Raw genomic sequence first — 25344 nt, 5'->3', positions numbered from 1 at the left:
GGCCTGACATGGCCCGACAATCGCTGGTTAATGTCGACTGTTCCAACGCAATACCCGTGCCTGAATACGCGTGTTGTCGAAAAGTCATTTAATATCATGATGGTAAGGGCACTTTGCTGATGAATGGGTATGCCGCTGCGGATACAGAGGCGCGTTTGCACAAGCAGGTGTGGTTCAATTTGGTGCACGCCGAAGGGCTGTGCCCCGTAAACGAACCCGTTATTCACAGGTCAGGGAAGCGGATCAAAAAATGCTAAACGGAATCTGGCTGGGTTTTTTCCTGGTGGCCTTTGTGTCGGCGCTCTGGCAATGGCTGGGTATGGGCGACACGGAGGTGTTCAGCCGCCTGGTTGCAGCCATGTTCGATATGGCCGAGCTGAGCGTGGAAATCATACTGGTGCTGGTGGGCACCATGACCCTGTGGCTGGGTTTTCTCGCCATCGCGGAGAAGGCCGGCCTGATACAACTGATGGCAAGGGTGCTTGACCCCCTGTTTCGCCGGCTGATGCCGGAAGTGCCCAGCGGCCATCCGGCGCAGGGACATATCACCATGAACTTCGCTGCCAATATCCTGGGGCTGGATAACGCCGCTACGCCCATTGGTATCAAGGCCATGCACTCGCTGCAGGAACTGAATCCGAGCCGGGATACGGCCAGTAACGCACAGATCCTGTTTCTGGTTCTCAATACGTCGTCACTTACATTGCTGCCGGTGACCATCTTCATGTACCGCGCACAACAGGGGGCGGCAGAGCCCACTGCGGTATTCCTGCCCATTCTGCTGGCAACGACCGCGTCCAGTCTGGTGGGCCTGCTGAGCGTGGCCCTGATGCAGCGGCTGAAACTCTGGCATCCGGTAGTGCTGGCCTATCTCGTTGCTGGTGCCGCGGCATTGGGATTGTTGCTGGCGACACTGGCAGGGATGTCGGCGCAGGCCCTGGCAGCCACCTCAACGCTGGTGGGCAATCTCACACTGTTCGGCATTGTGATCAGCTTCCTGCTGATCGGTGCCCTGCGGAAAGTGAATGTTTACGATACGTTTATCGAGGGGGCCAAGGAGGGTTTCAGTTTCACCATCTCATTGTTGCCGTTCCTGGTGGCAATGCTAGTGGCGATCGGCGTTCTTCGGGCCAGTGGGGTTCTGGATGCAGCCCTTGGCGGTGTGCGCTGGGTGATAGAGGGGCTGGGATGGGATACCGGGTTTATCGAGGCCCTGCCTACTGCCTTTATGAAGCCTCTGTCCGGCAGCGGTGCCAGGGCCATGATGATCGAGACCATGGATACCTTCGGGGTGGACAGTTTTCCTGCCTTACTGGCGGCCACCATGCAAGGCAGCACTGAAACCACCTTCTATGTGCTGGCGGTCTATTTCGGTGCTGTCGGCATCCGCAAAATCCGCCATGGCCTGGGCTGCGCCCTGCTGGCGGATTTTGCGGGTATGCTGACGGCTATTCTTGTGTGCTACTGGTTCTTTGGCTAGTGTCCAGCACAGTACCCATTCTGGTCTGCCCCAGGGACGGGTCGAAGTCTGTTCCGTGCCAGGCCGGATGACCGGCGATCATCACCAGAGGCACGACGCCGTCGGTGCGGTTGACCAGTTGCTCGTGCCGGAACTCCTCCCGGTACTGGCGTTTTACGGTGTTGTTGTGGTCCATGCGCCGAAGCGCCGACGGGTTGACCAGGATCAGATCGGCCTGGTCGCCTACCTCGATGCGACCTCCCTTTACACCAAATACCCGGGCGGGGTCCCGGGTAAGGCGGCGGACCATGTAGGCCACATCCGTATCACCACCGTCTGACGCCAGTTTCAGTGCCCGCAGGTTGCCATCGTAGAATGCCATGTTGGACAGATGGGCACCGCTGTCATTGAAGCCCGGCAGTAGCTGATGGTCCATCAACAGGTTGCGCACCACGCGCTCGTCGCGGTTGGCCGAGACGGTGTACCAGCTCAGGTCGCGGTCGAACGCCCGCAGCATGGCCAGCACGAAGTCGCCTTCATCTTTCACCCGGGCAAAGTGTTCATTCAGCAGGGCCTGTTCGGCAGCACTGGTTTCAAGACGCTTTCCTGCATTGAAGGCCCTGACGCGGGCAAAGACATCGGCAAAGGTTTTGCCCTCCCAGTCTTTCAGGGGGCAGACATCGATGGTCATATCTCCGGGGCTTCGGTTAAACGCATAATCTTCAAGCCGAACCAGGCGTTTCAGGCGTTTGAGTCCAAAGCCGGTCTTGCCGCTCATCCACATAGCCTTGAATTGCCTGATGTAGTCGGGATCATTGAGGATTTTCAGCCTGCCTTCACGATCCTCAAGCTCGGTTTCATTGAGAATGCGCAGCTCTTCGATCTCTTCCGACAGTGGCGTTACCGCGCCATCGGACCATACCTTGAAGGGTGCCGCCAGTGCCTGCAGGTGGAAGTCCCCCTTCATCAGGCGGGAATTGAGTACCCTGGCCAGCAGGCGTGCAAGGCGCACAATCTTGCGGTTGCTGTGCACATCGAGGGCGGCCACCACAGTGGTCTTCAGGGGCTTGCCATGGAGCCGGCCACAACTGAGCAGGAAGGTCTTTATGGTTCCGATGGTGCTGTCTTTTGGTGGCGTAGCCTGCCAGACCCCGCCCTTGCGTCGAACCACATCCGTCAGCCGTTTGATTTCCGGGTACCTGGCGAACTGGGTGGGTATGGTCTTGCGGGTGTTGGGCTGGTTGGCCAGGTAGTGAAACGGCAGGGCGTCGGTGGAAAAGCCCGCGTAGCCGTCATCCAGTGCCTGTTCCAGCAGGGATTCCATTGCCCGGAGTTCGTCCTCCGTGGGATCCCGGGAGATGCTCGCTTCGAATCCCATCACTTCGATGCGCAGCATGGAGTGGGGAACCAGGGTGACCAGATTGGGGCCAAGGCTGAGCCTGTTCAGGTGCTGGATGTATTCCTTCGGATTCTGCCAGTCCACACGGTCGGCGGTGGCCCGGAGCACATCCTTGGGAATGTTTTCAACGCGGGCGTAGCAGTCCACGATCGGGTCTGCGCCGTTTTTACGCTGGGAGCCGAAAGCCAGTCCGAGGCTGCAATTGGCGATCACGACCGTGGTGGTACCGTGACGGACCGATTCCGGCAGGCCGGGGGCAACCTCCAGTTCCAGGTCGTAATGGGTGTGGATATCAAAGAGCCCCGGCATTGCCCAGCAATCGCTGCCATCAATGATTTTGCGCGCTTTCTGCGGGTCGAGACTGGCACCCCGCGCGGCCACTTTTCCATCGCTGATTGCAATATCTTCGTAAACGGGCAGTTCGCCGCTGCCATCGAAGACCTTGGCGCCCTGGACCAGATAGTCCCAGGCAATATTGGTTGTTCCATCACTCATGGGTGTTTTACCTGTTCTTGTTCTGATTCTTGAAGTAGGCCGCCAGGAATTTTCGGCGCTGCCAGGGCGTAATCGACCCTGTGGAAATAATAGTTGAAATCCCGGAACATGGCGTGAGGTCAGGGGCTTGTCTTGGTCGTGTCCCCGGCCGGGTTAGCGGGGTCATCCCGGTGCCAGCCCGGCACCAATCCGTATTGATGCCGATTCAGAGGGCCAGCAGAACCACAAGCGCCGTCAGCGCAGAGAGGATGCCGAGAATCACCAGGAGCGGCTTCCAGGGAAATACCGGTCTGGCTTCAGCCTGCAGTTCGGTTTCAAGGTAGTCACGAAGCAGCTTTGCATTGCGGGCGTTGGCTTTCCAGGCGAAATCGAAGGCATCTCCGAAGACGGGAACAAGGCCACCGAAAAAGTCGATCGCCATATTCCGGATCATCTGCCTTTTAACACTTGCACTGGCACCGGCCCGATGCGCCTCCAGAAGCACGTAGGAGGACATCACCAGGCCGGCAAAATCACCAAGCACTGGAACCAGGCCGATGATCGGCTCAAGGCCTATCCGGAATCGGGTAAACGGGATGGCAATGGCGTTGTCAGCCATCCGGCTGAACCGGTCCAGGCGTGCCAGTGCTGCCTGTTGGGCTTCGCGGCTTGCCGGTGTTGCCATAGCGGCTTTCCTGTCAGTCCCAGGACTTGTTCTTGAGCCGGTAGAATTCTTCCACAACGGCGTCCATGGCGTGGGCATCGTAGTCCCGCAGGCCGCTGACCACCAGTTTCTTGGAGACTTCACCAGCGGTCTTGCCGTCGGATATCAGTCGGTAGTCCAGTGAAACATTGCCCCGCTTTCCTTCCGGCTTCAGCTCGGCATTGTACAGCTCAAGCGCAGGGGAGGGGGCATCCAGGGTGTTCATGGTGAGGCTCATGCTTTGATACATGATCATCGGCCGGTCCGGGTTGAACATCACCCCCTCACTTTCCATCAATGGCTTGAGGGTATGGGGGAAGTTCTTGCCCGAGGCGGCGACATAACAGCGGATAAAGTTCTCTATAACCGTTTTGTCATGGGTGCTTTCGCCGCTCCGCTCGACCTCGATATAGACCTTACCCTTGTCGTCATAGACCCGGATCAGGCCATCGCTGTCTTCCCGGAACTCCAGTGGAACCTTCTCGCCGAGCAGGCTGCGAAAATGGAACGTCATGTTGCGGGACAGGCCGAAGTGAGACACCAGCAAGGCAAAAAGCAGGTCCCCGGGAACACAGAACCGCCGGGCGTCGGGGTTGTGAATGGGGTTGAAATCCCCTGCCACTTCCTTGGCAAAGCGGCTGGCCTGGATGGCGCTGATCAGCACGTGTCCGTCCTGGATTGAGTGGTAGCGTTCGAGAAACATGCGGTGCCTTTTCGTTTTCGCAAATATGGATGGGTACGATAGTGGCCTTAAAAGCCCTCTGCAGCAAGATGCAACGAAACCAATGTCTAAGGCAAACGTGAAAAAAACTGCGGGAAATCGCCTGCTGGAAACACACCTGGTGTTGGCTACACTATCCCCACAACCGGTTAACGGGCAATCAACGGAGTTGTAACATGGATTTTGGTGCTGGATTCATCACCGAGCGCATCCGGACCTCAGGTGCCGAAATCAACCTCGTCCACGGTGGCAACGGACCACCCCTGCTATTACTCCACGGCTACCCCCAGACCCACGTGATGTGGCACCGGGTAGCACCAGACCTGGCCAGGGACTTCCACGTGATCTGCCCGGACCTGCGGGGATACGGGGACAGCTCGCGGCCGCCAACCGATGACAGCCACAGCGCCTATTCCAAGCGGGCAATGGCCCAGGACATGGTGGAAGTGATGACGCATCTGGGCTATCAGCAGTTTTCGGTGGCCGGTCATGACCGGGGCGCACGGGTAGCGCACCGCATGGCGCTTGATCATCCGCAGCGGGTGGCTCGCGCCTGTGTGATGGATATTGCGCCGACCCTGCACATGTTCCGGCACACCGACCAGAATTTTGCCACCGGTTACTACCACTGGTTCTTCCTGATTCAGCCGGGTGGTTTGCCCGAGCACATGATTGGGGCCGATCCCGATTATTTCCTGATGGAAAAGCTCCGTCGCTGGAGCGGGCCGGATGCACATTTTGATCCGGATGCCGTTGCGGAATACCGGCGCTGTTTCCGTGACCCCGGGGTAATACACGCTTCCTGCGAGGATTACCGTGCTGCCGCCACGATCGACCTTGACCACGACGCCCATGACCGAAACCGCCGGATAGAGTGCCCGCTGCTGGTGCTGTGGGGCAGCAAGGGCTTTGTAAACCGTACCTACGATGTCTTGGCGGTTTGGCGCGGTTATGCTGACAGGGTCGAGGGCAGGATACTGGATTGCGGGCATTTTCTGCCCGAGGAGAGTCCTGCTGAAGTAATCGCGGAGTTACGGCGTTTCTGCACTAGCTAACTGAGGGATTTCCAGCCCTGGCTGCGCCTTTCAGGCTATCGAGGCGGCGAGGTTTGGCAATGCAGAAGCCCTGGCCATAATCGACCTGGATCTCCTTCAGCAGTTCCAGGGTTTCCATGTCTTCGACATATTCGGCAATGGCCTTGATGTCGAGGAAGTGACAGAGCTCTGTGATGGACCTCACCAGTGCGTAGTTGGTCAGGTTGGTCGCCATGTTACGGACGAACACACCATCCACCTTCACGTAATCAACCGGTAGTTTCTGAAGGTAGGCATAGGAGGAGAGGCCGGTGCCGAAATCATCGAGTGCGAAACGACACCCCAGGCGTTTCATCTCCTTCATGAAATCCGCGGCATAGTGAAGGTTGCTGACGGCCGACGTTTCGGTGACTTCAAAGCAAAGTTTGTCTGTCAGGCTTCGGTGTTGCTTCAGACGGGCTTCCAGTTCCAGGAGAAAGGCATCGTCACTCAGCGATGCACCGGAGAGATTGACGTTGAGAGTGTTAATGTTGGCAATGGTGTGTGGATTACGCTCCATCCAGCCCAATGCTTCATCGACAACCCATAGATCGACCCGGGAACTGCGGCGGAACTGCTCTGCTGCTTCAATGTAGTTTTGCGGTGAGATTTCCTGGCCAGATGAATCCTGCAGGCCCAACAGCAGCTCGTAAATTTCTCCCTCCTTGCCTCCGCCGAGAGGGATGATTTTCTGGGCTCTCAGATAAAGGCTGCCATCACGAATGCTGCGATCTATCTCGGGTACCCATTGGGGGCCGGTTGTCGCTGTCTCGCTGGCCTGGGTCCTCACCATCTCGACGCTGTCGCCGCCTCGGCGCTTGGCAGCTTTGAGAGCCAGGTTGGCCTGGTTGATCAATGAGCCGGCATTAAGCGATGTGTCATCAAATGGGCAGACACTGGCACTCAGGGTGGCGGAGAGTTCCGCCTCACCGACTGCGTGGGATGTCTTTCTGAACTCCGTTCTGAGTCGCTCCGTGAAGTCCAGAGCTTCCTCGACGGGCATATTGCTGGCGAGCAGGGCAAACTCATTGCCGCCCAGGCGGCCAATATAGCATTCCCCGTGGTGCCGTTTGCCATGCTCCTGCAACAGTTGCGCAAAATACCTCAGCAGTTCATCGCCGGTGTGGGTTCCGTAGGTGGTGTTGATGATGTTGAATTCATCAATGTCGAAAACCATCAGGCTATGGCGATCCGGTGAGTCAGCCAGGGTAGCAAGCACCTGTGCAAGCTGTTTTTCGAAGTCGTGGCGGTGCAGGCAGCCGGTCAGCGCATCGTGGGTAGCTTCAAAATTCAGTTTCTTGTAAACACTCTGCACAATGTCGAACAGACTCTGGTCAACGAAGGGGATTTCACCCTGACTGATCAACCAGGCGTCACCACTGGCCAGCTTGTCGATGAACTCGCCATAATCGTAGCTGGCTTCACCCAGTCCCTGGGGCGAAAGAAAGACGAACCGGAACACATCGGGGCCGCCCCACACCAACCGCATGCGCCGCTTCTCGCCGTTTTCCAGGGCTATTTCCACCCAGTCGCCGACGTCGATCTCCCGGGCCCGCCTTGCCCATCGGCTGTCTGCCTGCACCGGGCTGACATCTTCCTCCGGCATGTCGGTATTGATGGGGTACGATGGCAGCACGTCGGATTCAACTGCCTGGTGCTGATGTAGCTCTCTGGAAAGCCGCGCCACGACAGTCCGAACCGAGGAGACATCGCCTACGGTTCTAAGCTCACGGTCAATGAGCTGGACCAGTGCGTCGCTCTCGAGTTCTTTTTCGAAGGCAAGATCCTTGTCTGCCTCGCCTCCTGACAGCCACAGCCGGATCTGGTCGACGATATTGATGAAGCTGGTGGCGGTCTGGCTTTCCGGACCCTCGCGCAGCACAGCGAGCACGATCAACTGCTCCCAGCCCGCCTCCAGCAATTCAAGCACCACGCCGGGAACCGGTTTTCCGGCCAGCAACATGTTCAGGCGACGTTGCACGCCAAGTCGGGTCTGGCGCAGGCGCTCCTTGCCTTCCAGGGTTTTTGCGATGCGCTCCGAGTTGCGTTGAAAGGACTGTTCCTGACGTTCCACAAGTTTTCGCAGTTTCGTGCCAACGGATCGATAAAGCGACTCGTCCCGCTCGTCGGCCTGAATGAGCTCATCAATGATAGCGGTTACGGTTTTTTCCAGATTGCGACTGGAACTCCGCTCGGCCACGCATAAGCGCATAAGGTCGTTGATAATGGTGCGGGCGGGGTGATTTTCCTGATCGAGGAATTCTGATGTTTCGAGTAACACCTCGAATACAGGAAGCCTTAACTGTTCAAGCTGGTCCCGCAATGTTCCATTCAAACCCGGCTCGTGCTCCAACGGCTCAAAGAGACGATCGACAAGCTTTACTTTCTCCCAGGTGCCCTGGTCCAGAGCCTGTTCCAGCTCGGGATTGGATGACGCCAGACGTCGCATGGCGGCTGCCATACTGGGGCCCGGCCCGGAAAGCGCTTCACGCAGGTCTTCTTTGTGCGGACGCAACTCGGCCGCCAGTCTGGGGTCGGAACGGGGCCAGGTATCCGGGGCTGAACCGTCATTTTCCTGCAGTCCCATCAGTCTCAGGATTGAGCGGCCCGGAGCCCGCGCAGGATCATGGTCTGTCTGTTGCGGGGCTGGCGTGTCACCGTCCTGATCTGATCTCGGGGTGTCGTGAGGTTCTTCTGCCTCTCTGGCTTTCCAGCTGGCAGGCATACTGGTCAGATCAATGGCTCGCAACCCTCCGGTGGACAGGTCACGGTTCAGCGCCTGGGCTGCTTTCGGCCAGATATCCGTCAGTACCGCTTCAAACGCCAGATACAACACGCGCCGGTGGGGACGGGCTATGCCCAATCGGTCAATGGTGAACTGCAGGCAGGTACAGAGCGCCAGGGGGGCCAGTGGGTTGGTGCGGTCGTTGATGTCGGCGCGGAAAAGCTGGTTCAGCATCTGGTTGAGCGTAAACAGTGTATTGGCGTGTTCACTGGTGAGCGCAGTCGCCACCATCTGAAGCTCCAGCCAGTCTTCGAACACATGTTGGTCCACGACCCTGAGTTCGCCCGCGGGTTCTCCTCCCGGGCCGGGGTTGAGCTGGTGTTCAAACGCCCGGAATTGCAACGTGAAATCCCGGTGTATCTGTTCCTGCCGGCTGCTGAAAATAAAACGCATGTCCTTGAGGCGGGTAATTTCCCGAATTTCCGCCGCGTTTTCCAGTTCGTCACTGATGCGGTCGCAGGCGTGTGCGATAAATTCCGTGACCAGTGTGTCCAGTAGCCGGCGGGTGTGCCTCAGGTACACGTCGCGCAGGGGCACAAGCATATCCGGGGCTTCGCTAGCAAATTGGCCCTCTGTTACGGCTTTACGAAGACTTGCAATGCCAGACGTTGACGGATCACAGGTCAGTCGCAGATATCCTGTATCCAGCGGTTCCGTTGTGCCGGTCAGCCGGGTGACAGCTCCGCCATTGAACAGGAACAGCGACGCGGGCGTGTCTCTGGACCGGGAAAGGTGATCGCTCATGGCCGGTGATGTCAGATCAGCCAGGGTAAAAGCAAGGGTGTCGGCGTTACCCGTTGCCGCCTTGATGAAACAGGCGCAGGGAGAATGTCCGCGGGTCACTATCAGTGCTCGCCGGCTGCAACCGGTCTGTGTTGTGGAATCGACTGTCATTTGCTCTTCCCTGTCTCTACCAGCTTTATTGATGCATTGAACCTGTGTTCATAGTTTACATGTTCACACGGTAAACGTAGATCAGATCCTGGTAAAAAGCTGCCAACCCCGGCGCATTATGTCATCTTCTTGCTCCCCGCGACGCCGAAGGGTTTTTGATCTGTATCATGAATCAGGATGCGGATACGTTTTGTCACTGAAATTTTGCGCCAGAACCGTAATGATGGTCGTATTGGCAAAAGTGCTCAAAGTAATTAGCCTTAAATACCAGAATAACGACCCATCGCTGTGAGGATAGAAGAATGCCAGCCATACCAGGCCCCGGAGTTCCAGCTCCCCTGAGATCCGTCAAACGTATTGCCCAAGGTCTGTTGCTGCTGGCTTTGATGCCAGCGGCCGTTGCTGAGGAGAAGCTGTACTTCTTCACCGAGAACTATCCCCCCTACAATAGCTCCACCACTGGCCAAGGTTTTGCTCACAATGCTGATGATATTGCCGGCATCTGCACCGATATGGTGAAACAGATGATGGAACGGGTGGACTATGAGTACATCATGAAGATGCGGGACTGGAGCCGGGCTTACCAGTGGGTCCAGGGGCGGGAAAACCATGGTCTGTTCTGCACAGCCAGAACGGATGAGCGGGAGGATCAGTTCCAGTGGGTGGGGCCGCTTGCGCCCATCAAGTGGACACTGTTCGCCGCACCGGACTCGGATATTGAACTCGACTCCCTCGAGGATGCCAAGCAGTACAAAATTGCCGGGTACAAAGGCGATGTCATGTCGGATTACCTGGTGAGTGAAGGTTTTGACGTCATTATGAGTGTATCTGGCGAACAGAATCCACGCAGGCTGGCACTGGGGCAGGCTGATCTCTGGGTGACCGACGGGCTGGTGGGCCCGCTGGTGGCTGAGGAAGAACATGACATCACCGGCCTGAAGCCGGTTCTGGTCTTCCGGGAAACACCGATGTACCTGGCGGTCAGCACAGAAACCGACCCCGACATCGTGGAAGATCTCCAGCAAGGGCTGGATGAGGCCCGTGACAGTGGCGACCTGGACGGGATTATCAGTCGCTACCAGCCCTGAGGCCGGCAGGGTAACAAATACTTAATCGGCCAAAGCGGGTTCTGTTCAGCAGGTCTTCCGGGCTTGTGCTAGCTTTTAACGTGTTTCCCGATAAAAGCGGTGGCGTTAATGAGCAATCCCAAGCATACCCTTTTCTGGATGACCCTGTTCCTGTCAGTGGTGGTCGTGGTTTGTGCCCTGATCTACAAGCCACTGCAGGAAGCGTTCATGGCGAACTGGGTGTTCAACCTGCTGATCGTATGTGTGCTGCTGATCGGTATTGCCATCACTTATCGCCAGGTGTTTGTGCTGTTCCCGGAACTGCGCTGGGTTGCGCAGTTCCGTACCGGACATGCCGGGCTCTCGGTGCTGCAGGAGCCACGGTTACTCAAACCACTGGCTCGCCAGCTTGACGACGATTCCAAGCGTGATCGTTTCTCCCTGTCTACCATGTCGCTGCGCACCGTGCTGGACGCCATTCACAGCCGGATGGACGAACAGCGCGAAATTACCCGCTATTTCATCAGCCTGCTTATTTTCCTGGGCCTGCTGGGAACCTTCTGGGGGCTGCTCGGCACCATCAACTCGGTGGGTGAGGTCATCGTCAATCTGGATATGGGGCAGGAGGACTTCGGTGAGGTGTTTGCCGGGCTTCAGTCGGGGCTGCTTAAACCCCTGGAAGGAATGGGGACGGCCTTCAGTTCGTCCCTGCTGGGGCTTGGTGGCTCCCTTGTGCTTGGCTTTCTGGACATTCAGGCGGGGCATGCCCAGAACCGTTTTTACGACGGCCTGGAGGAGTGGCTGACCGGCGTAACTAATCTGGTGGACCGGGTTGAAGATGCACCCGAATAACAGGGCGGCGCCATGATCGGTTCCAGACGTCGCACCCGCACCACCATCAATGTATGGCCAGGCTACGTGGATGCCCTGTCGGCATTGTTGATGCTGATTATCTTCATGTTGCTGATCTATGTGGTCAGCCAGCTCTACCTCTCGCAGACCCTGTCAGATCGCGATTCGGAACTGGCCAGGCTCAACAGCCGGCTGGAGGAGATTTCCCGGCTTCTGGCACTGGAGCAGGATCAGACCGCTGCGCTTGAAGAAGAAATGGCGGACGTGCAGAGCAGCTACAGTGAAAGTCTTGCGCTGAATGACGAGCTTCGGGAAGAACTTGATGAGAAGGAAGAGCAACGGCTGGCGCAGCAATATAATGCAGAGGCCCAGGCCCTTCGCGTCGAGGATTTGCAGCAGGCTGTGTCCAGCGCTGAGGCGAAACTGGAAGACGAAGAAAAGCTGACCGATACCCAGCGCGCGATCATTCAGCAGTTGTCGAATCAGATTTCAGCCCTGCAGGACCAGTTGAGCCGCATTACAGCTGCATTGCGACTGCAGGAAGACCTCACCGCCGAAAAGGAAGCAGAACTGGAAGAGGTGGGAAAGCGGCTGAATACGTTGCTGGCGGAACGGGTCAACGAACTGGAACGTTACCAGTCCGAATTTTTTGGCCGGTTACGGGATATTCTCCAGGATAACGAGAACATCCGCATTGTCGGTGATCGCTTCCTGTTTCCCTCTGAACTGCTTTTTGCCTCTGGTTCGGCCAGCCTGGGTGAGCAGGGAGAGCAGGAATTGGATAAGCTGGCAGGGGTACTGCTGGATGTTGCCTCTGCCATTCCTGATGATATTGAGTGGATTCTGCGTGTTGATGGCCACACCGACCGTATTCCCATCAATACCGAGGAGTTTCCCTCAAACTGGGAACTCTCCACTGCCAGGGCGGTTGCCGTGGTGCGTTACCTGGCATCGGAAGGCGTGCCCCAGACCCGCATGGTAGCCGCCGGGTTCGGTGAGTTCTTCCCGGTGGACGAAGGCAGTTCCCCGGACGCGTTACAGAGGAACCGCCGTATCGAATTCAAGCTCACCGACCGGTAGAAAACTCAGCCGGCTCGACCGAAAACCCGCTCGAAAAAGCCTGCCTCCCGTACATCCGGAACCGGCAGGTCACCATTGCTTTCCAGCGCCTTGCGCCAGAATCGTTCGGGGTCATCCAGGTGCGCCACTTTTTTGCGCTCGTCCTGGCTGTAGGAGTTATGGTCACCACCAATGCCCAGTTCCATCAGTTCCTGGCACCAGAGGTAGAGCGCGCAGCGGATTACCCGGAGCAGTTTGCAGTAGCTGTCTCTGCTGACAGTGATTGCCAGTTCCGCAGTGAGATTGATCTGGGACTGCAATGTGGCCATTTCTTCCTGGTTGAAGACGATACGGTTACCGGTACCCTTCTTGCAGCTGAGGCAGGTTTTCTCCAGGGACTTGATGCCTTCCGGCATATCCCGGTGCCCGAAGTCCTGCTTCTGCTGGTCGTCGACCGGTGCCGGAATCCAGCCGTACTGGGGCGAACGGGCAACGATGTGGCCGGGTACATCACGTCGGTAAGGAGGTAGTGCCGAGGGGTCGCCGTAGCCGTCGAATTCCGTTCGCATCCAGGCGGCCATGGTTCGCTGGCGAAGCATCATGGCCAGAGTGATGGCAGAAGGCATGATTTCTTCAAGTAGCTCACTGCCGTCCTGAAGCCGTTCGTCAAGGTGTTCAACCGCTGCTGACATCGTTATTCTCCCTTCACCACGAGCAGGAGCCGGAGTGATGCCCCCTGCCTGTTTGTTGTTTTTGTCATCAATTCCCGACAGCACAGCGCCGGAACCGTTGATTAAAAACTAGGCGCTATCGGGACTTTCTTCCGTTGTAGAAAAGTAGCCCCTTTGTTACTGGAAGTAATGGGGCGTTGACGGGTATCCTCTTACGCCTTTGCATTCGCGAACTTACCTGCCGGGATCCGGAACTGACCATGTCTGAACTGGCGTTTTACCAGTATGTGCTGATTGGGCTGATCTTTGTGTGGAGCGGTTTTGTCCGTTCCGGCCTGGGATTTGGCGGGGCGGTCCTGTCATTGCCGTTCCTGCTGCTGGTTCTGGATGAACCGCTGGTTTTCCTGCCCATCATCGCCGTACATCTGCTGGTGTTCTCGTCACTCACCATCTGGATGAACAACCGAAAATCGGCAAGAACGGATGACCAGGGGCGGACATCCGCCGGCACGGTGGATTGGAACTACCTGTGGCGGATTCTCGCCATCATGATCGTGCCCAAGCTGATTGGTGTATTCGGTCTTATTACCCTGCCGTCGAATGTCATGAGCTCCATCATCTTTGTCATCGTGGCGCTGTACTCGGTCTCCTATATTATCGACAGGCCCTTTCGCAGCGGCAGCACCGCTGTTGACACGGTTTTCCTGATGGTTGGCGGATATGTCAGCGGTACCTCGCTTATCGGGGCGCCACTGATTATTGCCGTGGCTGCTCAACATCTGCCGAAGGAAAAGTTGCGGGATACGCTCTTTGCGCTCTGGTTCATTCTCGTGGTCATCAAAATGGCGGCCTTTATCTGGGTCGGGGTTGACCTGCAGTTGATTCACCACCTCTGGCTGCTGCCCTGTGCCGCAGTGGGCCACGTGATTGGCCTTTATATCCACGACCGTATGCTGAGGGCGGAGACACCGGTATTTTTCCGGGTACTTGGCGTGGTGCTGCTGATCGTGAGCAGCATCGGAATGATAAAGGTGATGCTCCCGGGTTAGCCGAGTGTGGCAGATTAAACCTTCACCATGTTCATGGCAGGTTCCCGGTTTCTGATTTACACCTGTGTACGGCGGTTAACGTGTGCTGGCACAGGGAGCAATGGAATGTCATGGTCTACTGGTTAATGGCGAACCCTGATGCAGGGGAGCGAGGCAGTGGCGGTGCGGATTTCTGGCGTGAGCATCTGGAAGCTGCCGGCATTTCCGGTATCCGGGACTGCAGCCTTGATGATACTGCCTGGACAAGCGAGATCGATGCCCGCGACGTGGTGCTGGCGGCTGGTGGGGATGGTTCGGTGAATGCAGCGGCGGGATTCTGTGTCGAATCCGGTGCCACCCTGGCGGTGCTCCCATCCGGTACGGCGAATGATTTCGCCCGTAATCTCGGGCTTCCGGAAGATCCCCGGCAGATCTGTGATCTGGTGTCCGCCGGCAGGACTCATAGGGTCGATGTTGCCGTTGCCAGGCAAGGGATGTTTCTGAACGTTGCCCATATTGGCCTGGGCACGCTACCTGTGAGGAAATCCTCCGGGGAAACCAAACGTTTTCTCGGTCGTTTCAGTTATGGGGTGGCGCTATTGCAGAAGCTGGCCGATTACCGCGGGTTCCGCGGAATTATTGAAACCGACAAGGGCAAGGTGGCCGGCCGCTGGCTGACCATAGCTGTGTCCTCAGGGGCCTTTTTTGGCGGCGGTAATGAGATTCCCCAGGCCTCGGCAGCTGACGGGCAGCTGGACGTGATTGCCGTGCGCCCCCGATCATTGCTCCAGCTATTGCTGACGTTTCTCACGGTTCGTCTGAGCTGTAATTCGCCGGAGCGGACCAGCACGGTGGTGCACCTCAAGAGCACGGCCGTGAAGATTATTACCGGTTCACCGAAAACGGTCACCATGGACGGGGATATCGCCGGGAATACCCCCCTTTCTGTTCACTGCAGGCCAGCCTGCCTCAAAGTAATCTGCCAGGAACTGGTCACCACGGAGCATTAGCGCCGGCTGTCCGTGCTTTCGAAAATCTTGTCCGCCGACGCTGCGACAAATCCGCTATAGAGTTCTCCGTCAGGTTTCGGATACCGGAGAGCGAACTCGTAGAAACAGCTGGGTATGGTTTCCGCCCGGTCAGAAAACTGCACTTCGGCGCGGTCTGCCATTGTGGAGGACTGTTCCAGCAACTCGTCCGGAGACCCCTTGATTTCCCCTCCCGAGCTGTTCACCCGGTAACCATTGTCCTTGAGCACCTGGTTGATCTCCGCCACCGAGTTGAAGCGACTGAGTGCATTGATACTCACGGTAAAATGGTTGGCGCGGAAACCCCAGGCCGCTACCCAGGCAGCGTACTCGCTTTCTTCCAGCAAGGCCTCATAGGTTCTGTAGTCGATGTCCCATTGCCGGCCGGAATACAGGAAGTCATCGGCGGTCACGGCCGCCGGGTCCATCTGGTTTACCAGTTTCCGGACAATCGTCTGTAATGGCTCCGAGCACTGGTCTACCAGCAACTCGGAGATAAACACCTTGGGTGCGAGAGGGTCCGGGTGTTCATAATGCCTGGCATAGAGTTTCTTGGCGTCAAAGTGGTATTCACCACCCTCGTGGTAACCCAGCGCAAGAAAGTGCGCAGCCAGTCTGTCCAGCTTCACCTCTTCGAGGTTGTAGGTGCGCAGGGCGATATGATCGTTCACGATATCACCACCCTGGGTGTCGTCCAGCAGGCGGTGGATATCCAGTGCGGATGGCGTCACTTCGCAATACGTGTTCCACAGCCCCCGGAACAGTGCGTCTCTATCGGTATGCATGCAGGGCCTCCTGTTGATCGCGTAGTGGAATAGCCGCCGGTTGTCTGCCCGCGGCGGAATTTCCCAGTTCCATAAACCGGGCCTGTCCATGGTTACGCAGGTGAAGCGCCTTTGCCAGTGTGGCCGGCACCTGCAACAGGTTGCGCGTGGGCAGGTACCTGGCAGCGTGGGTGACGGTGGCGCGGAAATCGCCTGTACCAGTGTTGGTAATGGCAAAAGCCCGGCCCTGGCTGCCATCATCATCAACAACCTCGATGCGACAGGCTGTGGAAGCCGACACCGAGCGGATATCCGCCAGATTTGCCTCAATGGTGGGCCCGCCATCGAATGGGTCAACGTACCCGTTCGGGCGGAAGCCTTCGCTTTCAAGCATGTTCAGGGCAGGGCGGGTGTCCGGGTGTACCTGCCCGATAACTGCCCGGGCGCTTTCATCCATCAGGTGGGTATAAAGTGGGTGTCGGGGCATCAGGTCCGGGATAACGCTGTTGTTGCCGGCACCTGCCATGCGCGTCACCGTATTGAAGTCCAGATCCACGGAATGCGTGCGTAACCAGTTCCAGAACGGGGACTGGCCATTTTCATCCCAAACGCCCCGCATCTGGGCGATGACTTCCCCGGCAAACCGCTCGGGGTGCTGAGCCATGAACAGGAAGCGCACGCGGGAGAGCAGTTTTCCCGCCTGTGCCCTGCGGAATTCCGGGCGCAGAAACAGAGTGCATATTTCACTGCAACCCGTGTAGTGGTTGCACAGTTTGAGCGCGTTAATGTGCCCCGGCAGATCAAGGCCGGGTGACTGATGTATCACCGGGCTCACTTGATAGTGATAGAGCGGCTTGCGGATGCCGACGGAGGCCTCAATGCCGGTGGTTCCCATGATCTCGGAGGTCTCCGGGTCTTCCAGCACGAACAGGTAACTTTCATCGCCCGGTGCTCTTGCCGTCCGGTTGAAGCTTTCCAGGGAACGGCGGATTTTTGCGGCCAGGAAATCCCGGTCATCAATCAGCGAGGTAAAGCCGGGGCCGGACTCCACGGCAATCTGCTGGAGTGCGGAGAGGTCACGGGTGGCAACCGGGCGGATAATCATACACACAACCTCATTGATAACAGCTGCCTGACGGCGATGATCGATAATGTCAGTATGATGGGGCTTGTTGTCATTTTGTAGTTGCAGAATTGTTGAATTGATATGATTATTTATCAATTTGACATGAAGGAGTGCCAATATGCTCAGTGAGCAGGATCAGCAACTACTGTTGCGACTGCGTCAGAATGCCCGTTCCAGTATTTCGGACCTGGCACGCACACTGGGTCTGTCACGCTCAACGGTGCAGAACCGGATAGCAAGGCTCGAGGCCAGCGGCATTATTCGTGGCTATTCAGTGGAGCTCGGCGGGGAATACTCGGCCAGCCAGGTCGAGGCACATGTGTCGATCAAGGTCTTCCAGAAACTGACGGCCAGAACCAATACCGCCCTCGAGCAGATCAGCCAGGTGTCGCAGTTGTATTCGGTCAGCGGAGAGTATGACCTGATCGCTATTGTCCAGGCCCAGACCCTGGAGGAGCTGAGTGTGGTTCTGGACAGGATTGGTAATCTGGAGGGGGTGGAGCGGACCAACTCAGCGGTGGTGCTGGAAACCCGTTTCCGCCGCTGAGTGGTCAGCAGGGTATCAGTCGGAATCCGGTTGCGCCTTCTCATTCAACAGAGAAGGTTTCTTCAGCGCCTTGCCGAACAGGTCTTTCTCCTCGGCAATGGCCAGCGCCGCTTTTTCAGCCATGGCTTCGTCCATCCCTTCAACCCTTGCCTGCAGGAACTGGGTAATTTCCTCGGCCAGTTCCAGTACCTTGTCCCGGGCGTCGGCCTCGGCCTTGGAAGAGAAGAGCATTGTGTCAGGGTGTTTCAGTGCCATCTCCAGTCCGTCCCTCTCAGAGTAATACAGCGCTTGTACGGCCATGATGTTCTCCAGTGTGTTCCCGCACGGTTTCGTGTCTGGTGGGGTTCATTGAGTCGACGGGAGTATATCGAACGGGTCTGTATATGTATACAGTGCTTCTGGTGGCCCGGTTGTGGTGGCAGGACCGGCAGATGCGACGGCGGAAGTATGTTAATGTCACAGGCTTCAGGCAAATGGCCCTGTCAAATATCAAGGAACCGATACGCTATGCACTACCTGAACACTGTCATGCCAGGCGGCACTGTCTTCCGATTGATGGCCATGTCCCTGCTGGCCCTCGTACTGACCGGATGCGGGATCAATAACATCCCTACTTATGATGAGCAGGTAAAATCGGCCTGGTCGCAGGTGGAGAACCAGTACCAGCGACGGGCAGACCTGGTGCCGAACCTGGTCGAGACCGTGAAGGGATTCGCTGAACAGGAGCGTGAAACCCTGACAGCGGTCACCGAAGCCCGCTCCAAAGCCACATCGATCCAGGTGGACGAAAGTATTCTCAACGACCCTGAGAAGCTGCAACAGTTCCAGCAGGTTCAGGGTGAACTGAGCAGTGCATTAAGCCGGTTGATGGCGATATCAGAGCGGTATCCCGATCTGAAGTCCAACGAGAATTTCCTGGCGCTGCAATCCCAACTGGAAGGCACAGAGAACCGTATTGCGGTGGCAAGGCGGGACTTTATCCAGGCGGTCGAGCGCTACAACACCGAGATCCGTACCTTCCCGGGCCGGCTGTGGCACAGTTTTCTGTACAGCGACATGGAGCTGCGGGCCAACTTCGAGGCAACGACCCCTGACGCGGAAGACGCACCCGAGGTGGAATTCTGATGCCGGGTATGTTTCGCCAGATAGCAGTACTGATGGTTCTGGGGCTGGTTTTCCAGACGGCTGCCGTGGCCCAGTCCTCGCCCGAATTCCCCGAACTGACCGGCCGTGTGGTAGACCGTGCCGACATGCTGCCGGAAAAAGTAGAGGCCAACCTGGACCGCATGCTGGAAGCCCATGAGCAAACCACGACAGAGCAGGTGGTTGTGGTAACGCTTCCGGACTTGCAAGGTCAGGCCATCGAGGAATATGGCTACCAGCTGGGCCGGCACTGGGGTATCGGCCAGGAAGGCGAGGATAATGGTGCCCTGCTGATTGTCGCCGAGGATGAACGACGAATCCGTATTGAAGTGGGTTATGGCCTGGAAGGCCGTCTGACCGACGCCATTTCAGCGACCATAATCAACCAGATCATAACCCCGGCGTTCAGGGAGGGTGATTTTGCCACGGGCATTGCCAATGGTACCGAAGCCATGATCCAGGTGCTGGGTGGTGAACCCCTGGCGGTACCCGAGTCCCGCAGTTCCCGCGCCGAAGACGACAAACCCCACCCGGCACTGGGTATTCTGTTTCTCGTTATCGTGTTGCTGGCGTTTTTCGGGGGTGGCATTGGTGGAGGCCGTGGCGGCCGGAGTGCCCTGCTGACAGGCGCCCTTATCGGAGGGCTCGGCGGTGGTCGCGGAGGCGGCTTTGGCGGCGGTGGCTTCGGTGGCGGAGGCGGCGGCTTCGGCGGTGGCGGAGCTTCCGGCGGCTGGTAGCCCGGTTATTCACCCGGGAGAACAAACACAGAATTCCCTGAATCAGCGATACCGGAACAAACATGACGTTATTAACAGACAAGGAACAACAACAGGTGGCCGCAGCCATCTCTGACGTGGAGCGGGAAACCGACGCGGAACTGGTCACCGTTCTGGCGGCTGCGTCCGACAGTTACTCCTACATTCCGTTGCTATGGGCGGGCGTTATCGCTTTATTGATACCCGGTTCCATCAACTACTTCACCGGTTCTCTGGGTGCAGACTGGTTATTGCTGACGCAATGGGTAACCTTCATTACCCTTTGCCTGTTATTCCGGTTTCCGGGAGTAGGGCATCACCTGATTCCACGGCAGGTCAGGTTCTGGCGGGCTTCCAACATGGCCCGCAGGCAATTCCTGGAGCAGAATCTGCACCACACCGAAGGCGGAATGGGGATGCTTATTTTCGTGTCGGAAGCCGAGCATTACGTGGAGATCCTGGTGGATCAGGGGATCTCGGCGAAAATCGGCGACGAGGTGTGGCGGGGTATCGTCAAAACCTTCACCGACCGGGTGCGCAGTGGCGACACCCTGGCCGGTTTCCTGGAATGCATCGAAAGCTGCGGCCAGCATCTCCGTGAACAGGTGCCCGCCACTCACGAGAAGAACGAGTTGCCCAACCATCTGGTTCTGATACCGGAACGTTCCTGATGCGGGCACCGCCTGGAGGTTCAGGCGGCGTTGACCGTGAACCCCTGCCTGGGAAAGTGCACATGCACCTGGCCCACGCGGGCGTGTGAGCGCTCAAGTATCAGGGTGTGGTTATCGGCAAACACCAGCTTCCCGTTAACCGGTTCCCGCCCGTAATCATCGGGTGCTATCTCCACGTTCTTTCCTTCCAGCGGGTCACCACCGCTGGCTTCGATGGTCCTCGGGGCCGCATTGCGTGCCATGTCCAGGGCCTGGTCGGCGGTGATTTCCCGGTGCTTTCCATGGCCGAAGGCTTTCATTCGTCCCATCCAGGCCTGCACTTTCGGATAGTCCCGCAGCCAGGGTTTGCCGGCCAGGTCGCACACGAACCAGAGGCCATGATAGGCGGAGAAATCCGCAATACATGGGCTGTTCCCGAACAGGAAGTCCGCTTCCAGCATGGACTCCATGTTGCTGATGTGGCCGATAACCTTCTCTTTGGCCTGGGGGCCGCGGAGTGCCTTCACCCGGGACTTCCTGCCCATGGTTATGCGGTCCTTGAGAAAGCGGAGTGCGTGGAACAGCGACGTGTCCCTGATCAGCTTTTTCAGCATGCGGCCGTCGCTGGCGGCGATGACGCAGGCCAGAAACACATCCAGATCAGTGGTGCGCACAAAGTCGATAACATCCTGTGGCTGCCCCGCCAGGCTCAGTTCGTTCTTGTCGCTCAGGCGCGCAATTTCATCCGCGATGGACCGGCTGTCACAAAAGACATCAGCACCGTTCTGGGCTACCGGAACCTTTCGATAACCGCCCGCGAGAATGGAAAGCGCCGGTCGTGGTGGCATTTCCTTTACGGTCACGGATTGCCAGGAAAGGCCGGCATAGCCGAGCATCACCCGAACCTTTTCGGAGAAGGGTGACATGGCATAGTGGTACAGAATGATATCTTGCATTGGGCGGAACCCTTCCTTGTTAGCTTACGAGGTAAGGAAGGGTACGCTGCAAGATGCCCTGGCGGAAGCCCCGGAGCTTGTCCGGGTGGGCCACTCAGGCGGTCAAGAGCCCTGCGGATGCGCAGTAGAGGAACGCGACTGCACCGGTGCAGATAACGGCCCAGGCGGGAAAGATCAGTGACGAGCGGGTTGTTGTTCTCACAGCTACCTCCAGAGTAACCACGTTTGTTGTTGTTCTTTACGCCTACCAGAACACTTTAGACCATGACTGACATATGTCACGACTAATAATGTGCGGCGTGTCGCATTTGCCCGGATTGGCGGCAACGTGAGCTGGCGGTGTGTGAAGCTTGAGGAAACCACAAATACAGGTACTATGCTTTAGTCTGATAAAAATAAAGCGTTTCCAGACTATAACAATAAGGAGCCGTTGATGGCTGTAGACAGTGCAAAGCAAACCTCCCTCCATTGCCTTTACTACTGGGCAGAGCACACCCCCGACAAGGTTTATCTGACCCAGCCGTTCCCGGATGGAACCACCGAGGACATCACCTGGAAGCAGGCGGCGGATCAGGTTTCCCGGATGGCCGCACACCTTGCCACCCTGGATATTCCGGAACGGAGCAACATCGCCATCCTCGGCAAGAACAGCGCCCACTGGATTCTGTGTGACCTGGCGACGTGGGCAGCGGGGCACGTTTCGGTTCCGCTTTACCCGACGCTCAACGGTGACACCGCAGCCTATGTTCTCGAGCACAGCGAGGCGAAGTTGCTGTTCCTGGGGAAGATGGACGGCACGGCCGATGGCTGGAATGACATCAAGGACCACATTCCCGATGACTTGCCGATCATCTCGTTACCACTGTCGCCCCGTGATGATACCCCCAAATGGCTGGATATCATCGCCAGCCAGGAGCCGGCGGAGCCAAAGCTGCCGCACCCTGATGACCTGGCAACCATTGTTTACACGTCCGGCAGTACCGGCCGCCCGAAAGGTGTGATGCACAGTTTCCGTACCATGATTTCTGTGGCCGATGGTCTGCAGCAGATCTTCCCGGTCAACCAGGAGGAGCGCATGCTCTCCTATCTGCCGCTTGCCCACGTGGCGGAGCGTGCGGCGGTGGAAACCCAGTCGCTGTATTACGGGTTCCATCTTTATTTCGCCAATTCCCTGGAAACCTTCCAGGAAGACCTGCAGCGGGCCCGTCCGACCCTGTTCTTCTCGGTGCCGCGGCTGTGGATGAAATTCTACCTCGGCGTTAATGCCAAGCTGCCGCCCAAAAAACAGAAAGTGCTGTTCAAGATCCCGCTGCTTAACCGGTTGGTGAAGAAGAAAGTGCTCAGGCAACTGGGGCTCGACCATTGCCGCGCGGCTCTGACCGGCGCCGCCCCCCTGTCTGGCGAAATCATCGCCTGGTACCGCAATCTGGGCCTGGAACTGCTGGAAGTGTATGGCATGTCCGAGAATTTCGGATATTCCCATGCCAATCGCCCCGGTGCGGCGAAACCCGGTACCGTGGGTGTCACCAACCCGGGCGTCGAGCATCGCCTGGCTGAGGGTGATGAGGTGCAGGTAAAAAGTCCCGGGCAAATGCTTGGCTACTACAAGAATGAGGAAAAAACCCGCGAGGACATCACCGAAGATGGCTTCCTGAAAACCGGCGACATGGGTGAGATCGACAGCGAGGGTTTCCTGCGCATTACCGGCCGGGTAAAAGACCTGTTCAAGACCTCCAAGGGCAAGTACGTGGTACCGGTGCCGATAGAAAACCGGTTCAACCACCCGAAAGCCGAAGTGGTGTGTGTGGCCGGGGCCAATCAGCCACAGCCATGCCTGATGGTGCTGTTATCGGAAGAAGCGCGGCAAGAACTGGAGGCCGGTGGCAGTCGCGACGAGCTGGAGCAGGAACTGGCCACGGAACTGGACGCCGTCAACAGGGAATGCGAGGGCCATGAAAAACTGGCTTTCGTCGTAGTGGTGAAAGAGCCCTGGACCATGGAAAACGGCATGCTGACCCCGACCATGAAGATCAAACGGAATGTGATCGAGGATTATTACAACCGCAAGATGGATGAGTGGTTCGGCAAGAAACAGAAAGTGATCTGGGAATTCTGAACCCGCTAACGAAAACACCGGTGGGCCTGACTATTCAGGGCCACCGGTGCTGATGAAATCTGTCTTCGCTTACAGCTGCGGGCTTAGTGCTCGCCCTGCATCATCTGGGGCATCTCCGGCGCTGCGGATGCTGCCTTTTTTCTCCAGGAACTTATTTTACGGCTGATTACCTGAACGGCCTGCTTTGCAGCAGCCTGGGTATATTGGCGCCTGACCTCAGTACTGTTGTGGAGGATACTGGACGGCAGCGGGTATACGGTTGCGATATGGTCTTGAGTCATAGCGCCTTCCTCCTTATCTAGTGAATTGAAAAATATTGGTTAGGTGACTATGTAAATGAGTATACGGCTTCTTATTTGCAGCTTAAATACGTTAAACTCCGTACTCATGTTGCAAATATGCAGTAGTTATGGATTGGGATTATCTTCGTTACATACACGCACTGGCAATCGGCGGAACCCTCGCCAAGGCCGGTGACATACTGGGTGTGCACCAGACAACTGTGCTTCGCCGCCTGGACCAGATGGAAGAGCAGCTTGGCGTTCAGTTTTTTGAACGCAACCGTGATGGATTACAGCTGACACCAGTGGGCGAAACCGCTTTCCGCGCGGCTGAAAGGCTGACGGGTGAAATGGAAAATCTGGAACGCCAGCTGGTGGGCCAGGATTCGGCACCGGTGGGCAAGGTCAGGCTTGCAGCAACCGATACCATGGTCAATGCGCTGATCAGCCCAATGATTGCCGACCTGGTCAGGGAATACCCGGATATCGAGCTGGAAGTGCTCACCGACAACGATGTGCTGAACCTCAGCCACCGGGAGGCTGACCTGACACTGCGCCCGGTCAACAAACCCCAGGCGACCTTGGAAGGCGAGCGTATCGGCACCATCGAGTCTGCCATCTACGGCTCGGCGGCCTACTGCAAGCTTCATCCGGACATGGATCTGGACAACGCACCGGAGCAACAACTCTGGATTCTGCCGGATGAAAGCTTCAGCCACCTGGCCACGGGGCGCTGGTACCGTAAACACCTGAAAAACGCATCGTCCATTATTCGCTGTAACAGCCTTCAGGCCATGCATGCACTGTCGAAAGCCGGGGCCGGTCTTGCCGCGCTGCCCTGTTACCTGGGAGACAGCACCCGGGAGCTGAAACGGCTGTCTGCGCCTCTGGAGGGCGAGGGAGTGGATCTCTGGCTGATGGTCAATCACGAAACCCAGCAAATGGCACGGGTGCGGATCGTTAAAGAGTTCCTGACCACCCGGCTGGAAAAGCTTTCACCGCGTGTGGAAGGCGAATCAGCCTGAGTTACCACTAGCTACCAGTCGCCACAGAACGGCCAGAACTGATAGAAACGCCAGCACTGGAATTCTTCCTCGCAGGTCTGGAGTTGGCGGTGGTAACGGAAAGCCCGGTTTTCCACCCGCTCGGCCAGCGACATCACCGCCGGCTTGGCCAGGTAGCTTTGCCGTTGGTAGCCGGTTCGGCCTTCATGATAGGCGAGGTAGAGTTTCTCAGGGCTGGTCAGGGGAATACCCACCTCACGGTGGGTCAGGTGGTTGTACCAGCCCACGAAGTCCAGCGCATGTTTCATATTGGTACGCACCACAGACAGTCCGTCGCCATTTGCCTCCAGGTATTCGCTCCAGGCCGGGTCCAGCGCCTGGGCGTAACCATAGGCGGATGTCGGGCGGCTCCAGGGAATGAAACCGAACAGCCGGATGCGGGGCGGCCGGGCATGGCTGCGAAAGGACGATTCGTAGTAAACGAAAGCCAGCTGGGTGGCAATGGGTGTTCCCCACCGTTCTTTCGAGCGGCTGGCATAGTCGTACCAGACCGGGTGCTCCCGGAAAATCTCACAGACGTTTTCCGAGTTGGCCGGCGGGTCGGGTTCCAGCAGGCTGAACCGCAGGGTGGCGACAATCGCAATGGTCAGGCCAAGCGATGGAAGTCCGTACCATTGAAGCCGCGACTTCCAGATTTTCAGTTGGTTACGACGTTTCTTCATGAGCAGGTCAGGGCTCTCTTTCTCCACACTACGAAATGGTCATCAAACGCCGGCCAGGTTTGCTTGC

24 protein-coding genes are annotated in these 25344 nt (G+C 57.4%); 13 read left to right on the top strand and 11 right to left on the bottom strand.

Annotated features, from left to right (window positions below; all coding sequences use genetic code 11):
• Positions 1-250 precede the first annotated feature (250 nt).
• Complete coding sequence (locus tag HLUCCO03_RS08515; RefSeq protein WP_027832876.1) at positions 251-1480, top strand: nucleoside recognition domain-containing protein; 1230 nt, start codon at positions 251-253, stop codon at positions 1478-1480.
• On the opposite strand, the gene HLUCCO03_RS08510 is transcribed toward HLUCCO03_RS08515, so the two are convergent.
• The 3 genes from HLUCCO03_RS08510 to HLUCCO03_RS08500 all read right to left on the bottom strand — a co-directional run bounded on the left by HLUCCO03_RS08510 (position 1449) and on the right by HLUCCO03_RS08500 (position 4738).
• Positions 1449-3353 carry an amidohydrolase family protein gene (locus HLUCCO03_RS08510; RefSeq protein WP_036197645.1) on the bottom strand — a complete coding sequence of 635 codons (1905 nt, stop codon included), beginning with the start codon at positions 3351-3353 and terminating at the stop codon, positions 1449-1451. The two genes, HLUCCO03_RS08515 and HLUCCO03_RS08510, sit on opposite strands and share 32 nt — an antisense overlap.
• A 205-nt stretch (positions 3354-3558) precedes the next feature.
• The gene (locus tag HLUCCO03_RS08505) at positions 3559-4017 is read right to left on the bottom strand and encodes a DUF4112 domain-containing protein (protein ID WP_027832875.1); all 459 of its coding nucleotides are present in this window, start codon (positions 4015-4017) and stop codon (positions 3559-3561) included.
• A 13-nt stretch (positions 4018-4030) separates the two neighbouring features.
• Positions 4031-4738, bottom strand: a complete 708-nt coding sequence (locus tag HLUCCO03_RS08500) for a DUF3581 family protein (protein WP_027832874.1) — start codon at positions 4736-4738, stop codon at positions 4031-4033.
• A 194-nt stretch (positions 4739-4932) separates the two neighbouring features.
• On the opposite strand from HLUCCO03_RS08500, the gene HLUCCO03_RS08495 reads away from it, so the two are divergent.
• Positions 4933-5811, top strand: a complete 879-nt coding sequence (locus HLUCCO03_RS08495) for an alpha/beta fold hydrolase (RefSeq protein ID WP_027832873.1) — start codon at positions 4933-4935, stop codon at positions 5809-5811.
• Here the strand turns inward: HLUCCO03_RS08495 and HLUCCO03_RS08490 are convergent.
• A complete protein-coding gene (locus tag HLUCCO03_RS08490; RefSeq protein ID WP_051603908.1) occupies positions 5804-9508 on the bottom strand; it encodes a DUF1631 family protein in 3705 nt (1234 codons plus the stop codon). The genes HLUCCO03_RS08495 and HLUCCO03_RS08490 overlap by 8 nt on opposite strands.
• Positions 9509-9810: 302 nt before the next feature.
• On the opposite strand from HLUCCO03_RS08490, the gene HLUCCO03_RS08485 reads away from it, so the two are divergent.
• The 3 genes from HLUCCO03_RS08485 (at position 9811) to HLUCCO03_RS08475 (ending at position 12507) form a co-directional block, all read left to right on the top strand.
• Complete coding sequence (locus HLUCCO03_RS08485) at positions 9811-10596, top strand: ABC transporter substrate-binding protein (RefSeq protein WP_081813582.1); 786 nt, start codon at positions 9811-9813, stop codon at positions 10594-10596.
• A gap of 108 nt (positions 10597-10704) precedes the next feature.
• Entirely contained in the window at positions 10705-11427 is a 723-nt protein-coding gene (locus tag HLUCCO03_RS08480) for a MotA/TolQ/ExbB proton channel family protein (RefSeq protein ID WP_027832871.1), read from the top strand.
• Between the two features lie 12 nt (positions 11428-11439).
• Positions 11440-12507, top strand: coding sequence for a peptidoglycan -binding protein (locus HLUCCO03_RS08475; RefSeq protein WP_027832870.1), 1068 nt, complete (start codon positions 11440-11442; stop codon positions 12505-12507).
• Between the two features lie 5 nt (positions 12508-12512).
• On the opposite strand, the gene HLUCCO03_RS08470 is transcribed toward HLUCCO03_RS08475, so the two are convergent.
• Positions 12513-13178: a hypothetical protein gene (locus tag HLUCCO03_RS08470; protein WP_027832869.1), complete on the bottom strand. Its 666-nt coding sequence runs from the start codon at positions 13176-13178 to the stop codon at positions 12513-12515.
• Positions 13179-13417: 239 nt separating this feature from the next.
• Here HLUCCO03_RS08470 and HLUCCO03_RS08465 point away from each other — a divergent pair, with 239 nt between their 5' ends.
• The gene (locus tag HLUCCO03_RS08465) at positions 13418-14206 is read left to right on the top strand and encodes a TSUP family transporter (protein ID WP_027832868.1); all 789 of its coding nucleotides are present in this window, start codon (positions 13418-13420) and stop codon (positions 14204-14206) included.
• 110 nt (positions 14207-14316) lie between these two features.
• The gene (locus HLUCCO03_RS08460) at positions 14317-15195 is read left to right on the top strand and encodes a diacylglycerol kinase family protein (RefSeq protein ID WP_027832867.1); all 879 of its coding nucleotides are present in this window, start codon (positions 14317-14319) and stop codon (positions 15193-15195) included.
• Here HLUCCO03_RS08460 and HLUCCO03_RS08455 read toward each other — a convergent pair.
• On the bottom strand, positions 15192-15998 hold the full coding sequence (locus HLUCCO03_RS08455) for a DUF1338 domain-containing protein (protein WP_027832866.1): 807 nt from the start codon (positions 15996-15998) through the stop codon (positions 15192-15194). The two genes, HLUCCO03_RS08460 and HLUCCO03_RS08455, sit on opposite strands and share 4 nt — an antisense overlap.
• Positions 15985-17082: an arginine N-succinyltransferase gene (locus tag HLUCCO03_RS08450; RefSeq protein ID WP_036197643.1), complete on the bottom strand. Its 1098-nt coding sequence runs from the start codon at positions 17080-17082 to the stop codon at positions 15985-15987. The genes HLUCCO03_RS08455 and HLUCCO03_RS08450 overlap by 14 nt, the downstream gene beginning before the upstream one ends.
• 139 nt (positions 17083-17221) lie before the next feature.
• Between HLUCCO03_RS08450 and HLUCCO03_RS08445 the strand changes: the two genes are divergently transcribed.
• Complete coding sequence (locus HLUCCO03_RS08445; RefSeq protein ID WP_027832864.1) at positions 17222-17650, top strand: Lrp/AsnC family transcriptional regulator; 429 nt, start codon at positions 17222-17224, stop codon at positions 17648-17650.
• A gap of 15 nt (positions 17651-17665) precedes the next feature.
• Here the strand turns inward: HLUCCO03_RS08445 and HLUCCO03_RS08440 are convergent, their stop codons facing one another.
• Positions 17666-17950: a YebG family protein gene (locus tag HLUCCO03_RS08440; RefSeq protein ID WP_027832863.1), complete on the bottom strand. Its 285-nt coding sequence runs from the start codon at positions 17948-17950 to the stop codon at positions 17666-17668.
• A gap of 228 nt (positions 17951-18178) precedes the next feature.
• Between HLUCCO03_RS08440 and HLUCCO03_RS08435 the strand changes: the two genes are divergently transcribed.
• The 3 genes from HLUCCO03_RS08435 to HLUCCO03_RS08425 all read left to right on the top strand — a co-directional run bounded on the left by HLUCCO03_RS08435 (position 18179) and on the right by HLUCCO03_RS08425 (position 20219).
• Entirely contained in the window at positions 18179-18775 is a 597-nt protein-coding gene (locus tag HLUCCO03_RS08435; protein ID WP_036198228.1) for a LemA family protein, read from the top strand.
• A gap of 8 nt (positions 18776-18783) precedes the next feature.
• Positions 18784-19530, top strand: coding sequence for a TPM domain-containing protein (locus HLUCCO03_RS08430; protein ID WP_036198227.1), 747 nt, complete (start codon positions 18784-18786; stop codon positions 19528-19530).
• 62 nt (positions 19531-19592) lie between these two features.
• Positions 19593-20219: a TPM domain-containing protein gene (locus HLUCCO03_RS08425; protein ID WP_027832860.1), complete on the top strand. Its 627-nt coding sequence runs from the start codon at positions 19593-19595 to the stop codon at positions 20217-20219.
• A 20-nt stretch (positions 20220-20239) separates the two neighbouring features.
• Here HLUCCO03_RS08425 and HLUCCO03_RS08420 read toward each other — a convergent pair whose 3' ends face one another.
• Positions 20240-21154, bottom strand: a complete 915-nt coding sequence (locus HLUCCO03_RS08420) for a glutathione S-transferase family protein (RefSeq protein WP_027832859.1) — start codon at positions 21152-21154, stop codon at positions 20240-20242.
• 433 nt (positions 21155-21587) lie between these two features.
• On the opposite strand from HLUCCO03_RS08420, the gene HLUCCO03_RS08415 reads away from it, so the two are divergent.
• Entirely contained in the window at positions 21588-23270 is a 1683-nt protein-coding gene (locus HLUCCO03_RS08415) for an AMP-binding protein (protein WP_027832858.1), read from the top strand.
• 83 nt (positions 23271-23353) lie between these two features.
• Here HLUCCO03_RS08415 and HLUCCO03_RS08410 read toward each other — a convergent pair whose 3' ends face one another.
• Positions 23354-23551 (bottom strand): hypothetical protein, encoded by a 198-nt coding sequence (locus tag HLUCCO03_RS08410; RefSeq protein WP_027832857.1) that lies wholly within the window; start codon positions 23549-23551, stop codon positions 23354-23356.
• Positions 23552-23679: 128 nt separating this feature from the next.
• Between HLUCCO03_RS08410 and HLUCCO03_RS08405 the strand changes: the two genes are divergently transcribed.
• Positions 23680-24576: a LysR family transcriptional regulator gene (locus HLUCCO03_RS08405; protein WP_027832856.1), complete on the top strand. Its 897-nt coding sequence runs from the start codon at positions 23680-23682 to the stop codon at positions 24574-24576.
• A gap of 11 nt (positions 24577-24587) precedes the next feature.
• Here HLUCCO03_RS08405 and HLUCCO03_RS08400 read toward each other — a convergent pair whose 3' ends face one another.
• Positions 24588-25277: a hypothetical protein gene (locus HLUCCO03_RS08400; RefSeq protein WP_027832855.1), complete on the bottom strand. Its 690-nt coding sequence runs from the start codon at positions 25275-25277 to the stop codon at positions 24588-24590.
• Between the last annotated feature and the right edge of the window lie 67 nt (positions 25278-25344).

This window comes from Marinobacter sp. HL-58, from assembly GCF_001314605.1.
GTDB lineage: Bacteria > Pseudomonadota > Gammaproteobacteria > Pseudomonadales > Oleiphilaceae > Marinobacter.
The sequence above is the reverse complement of the archived record's forward strand: the minus strand, read 5'-3'. Positions and strand labels throughout refer to the sequence as shown.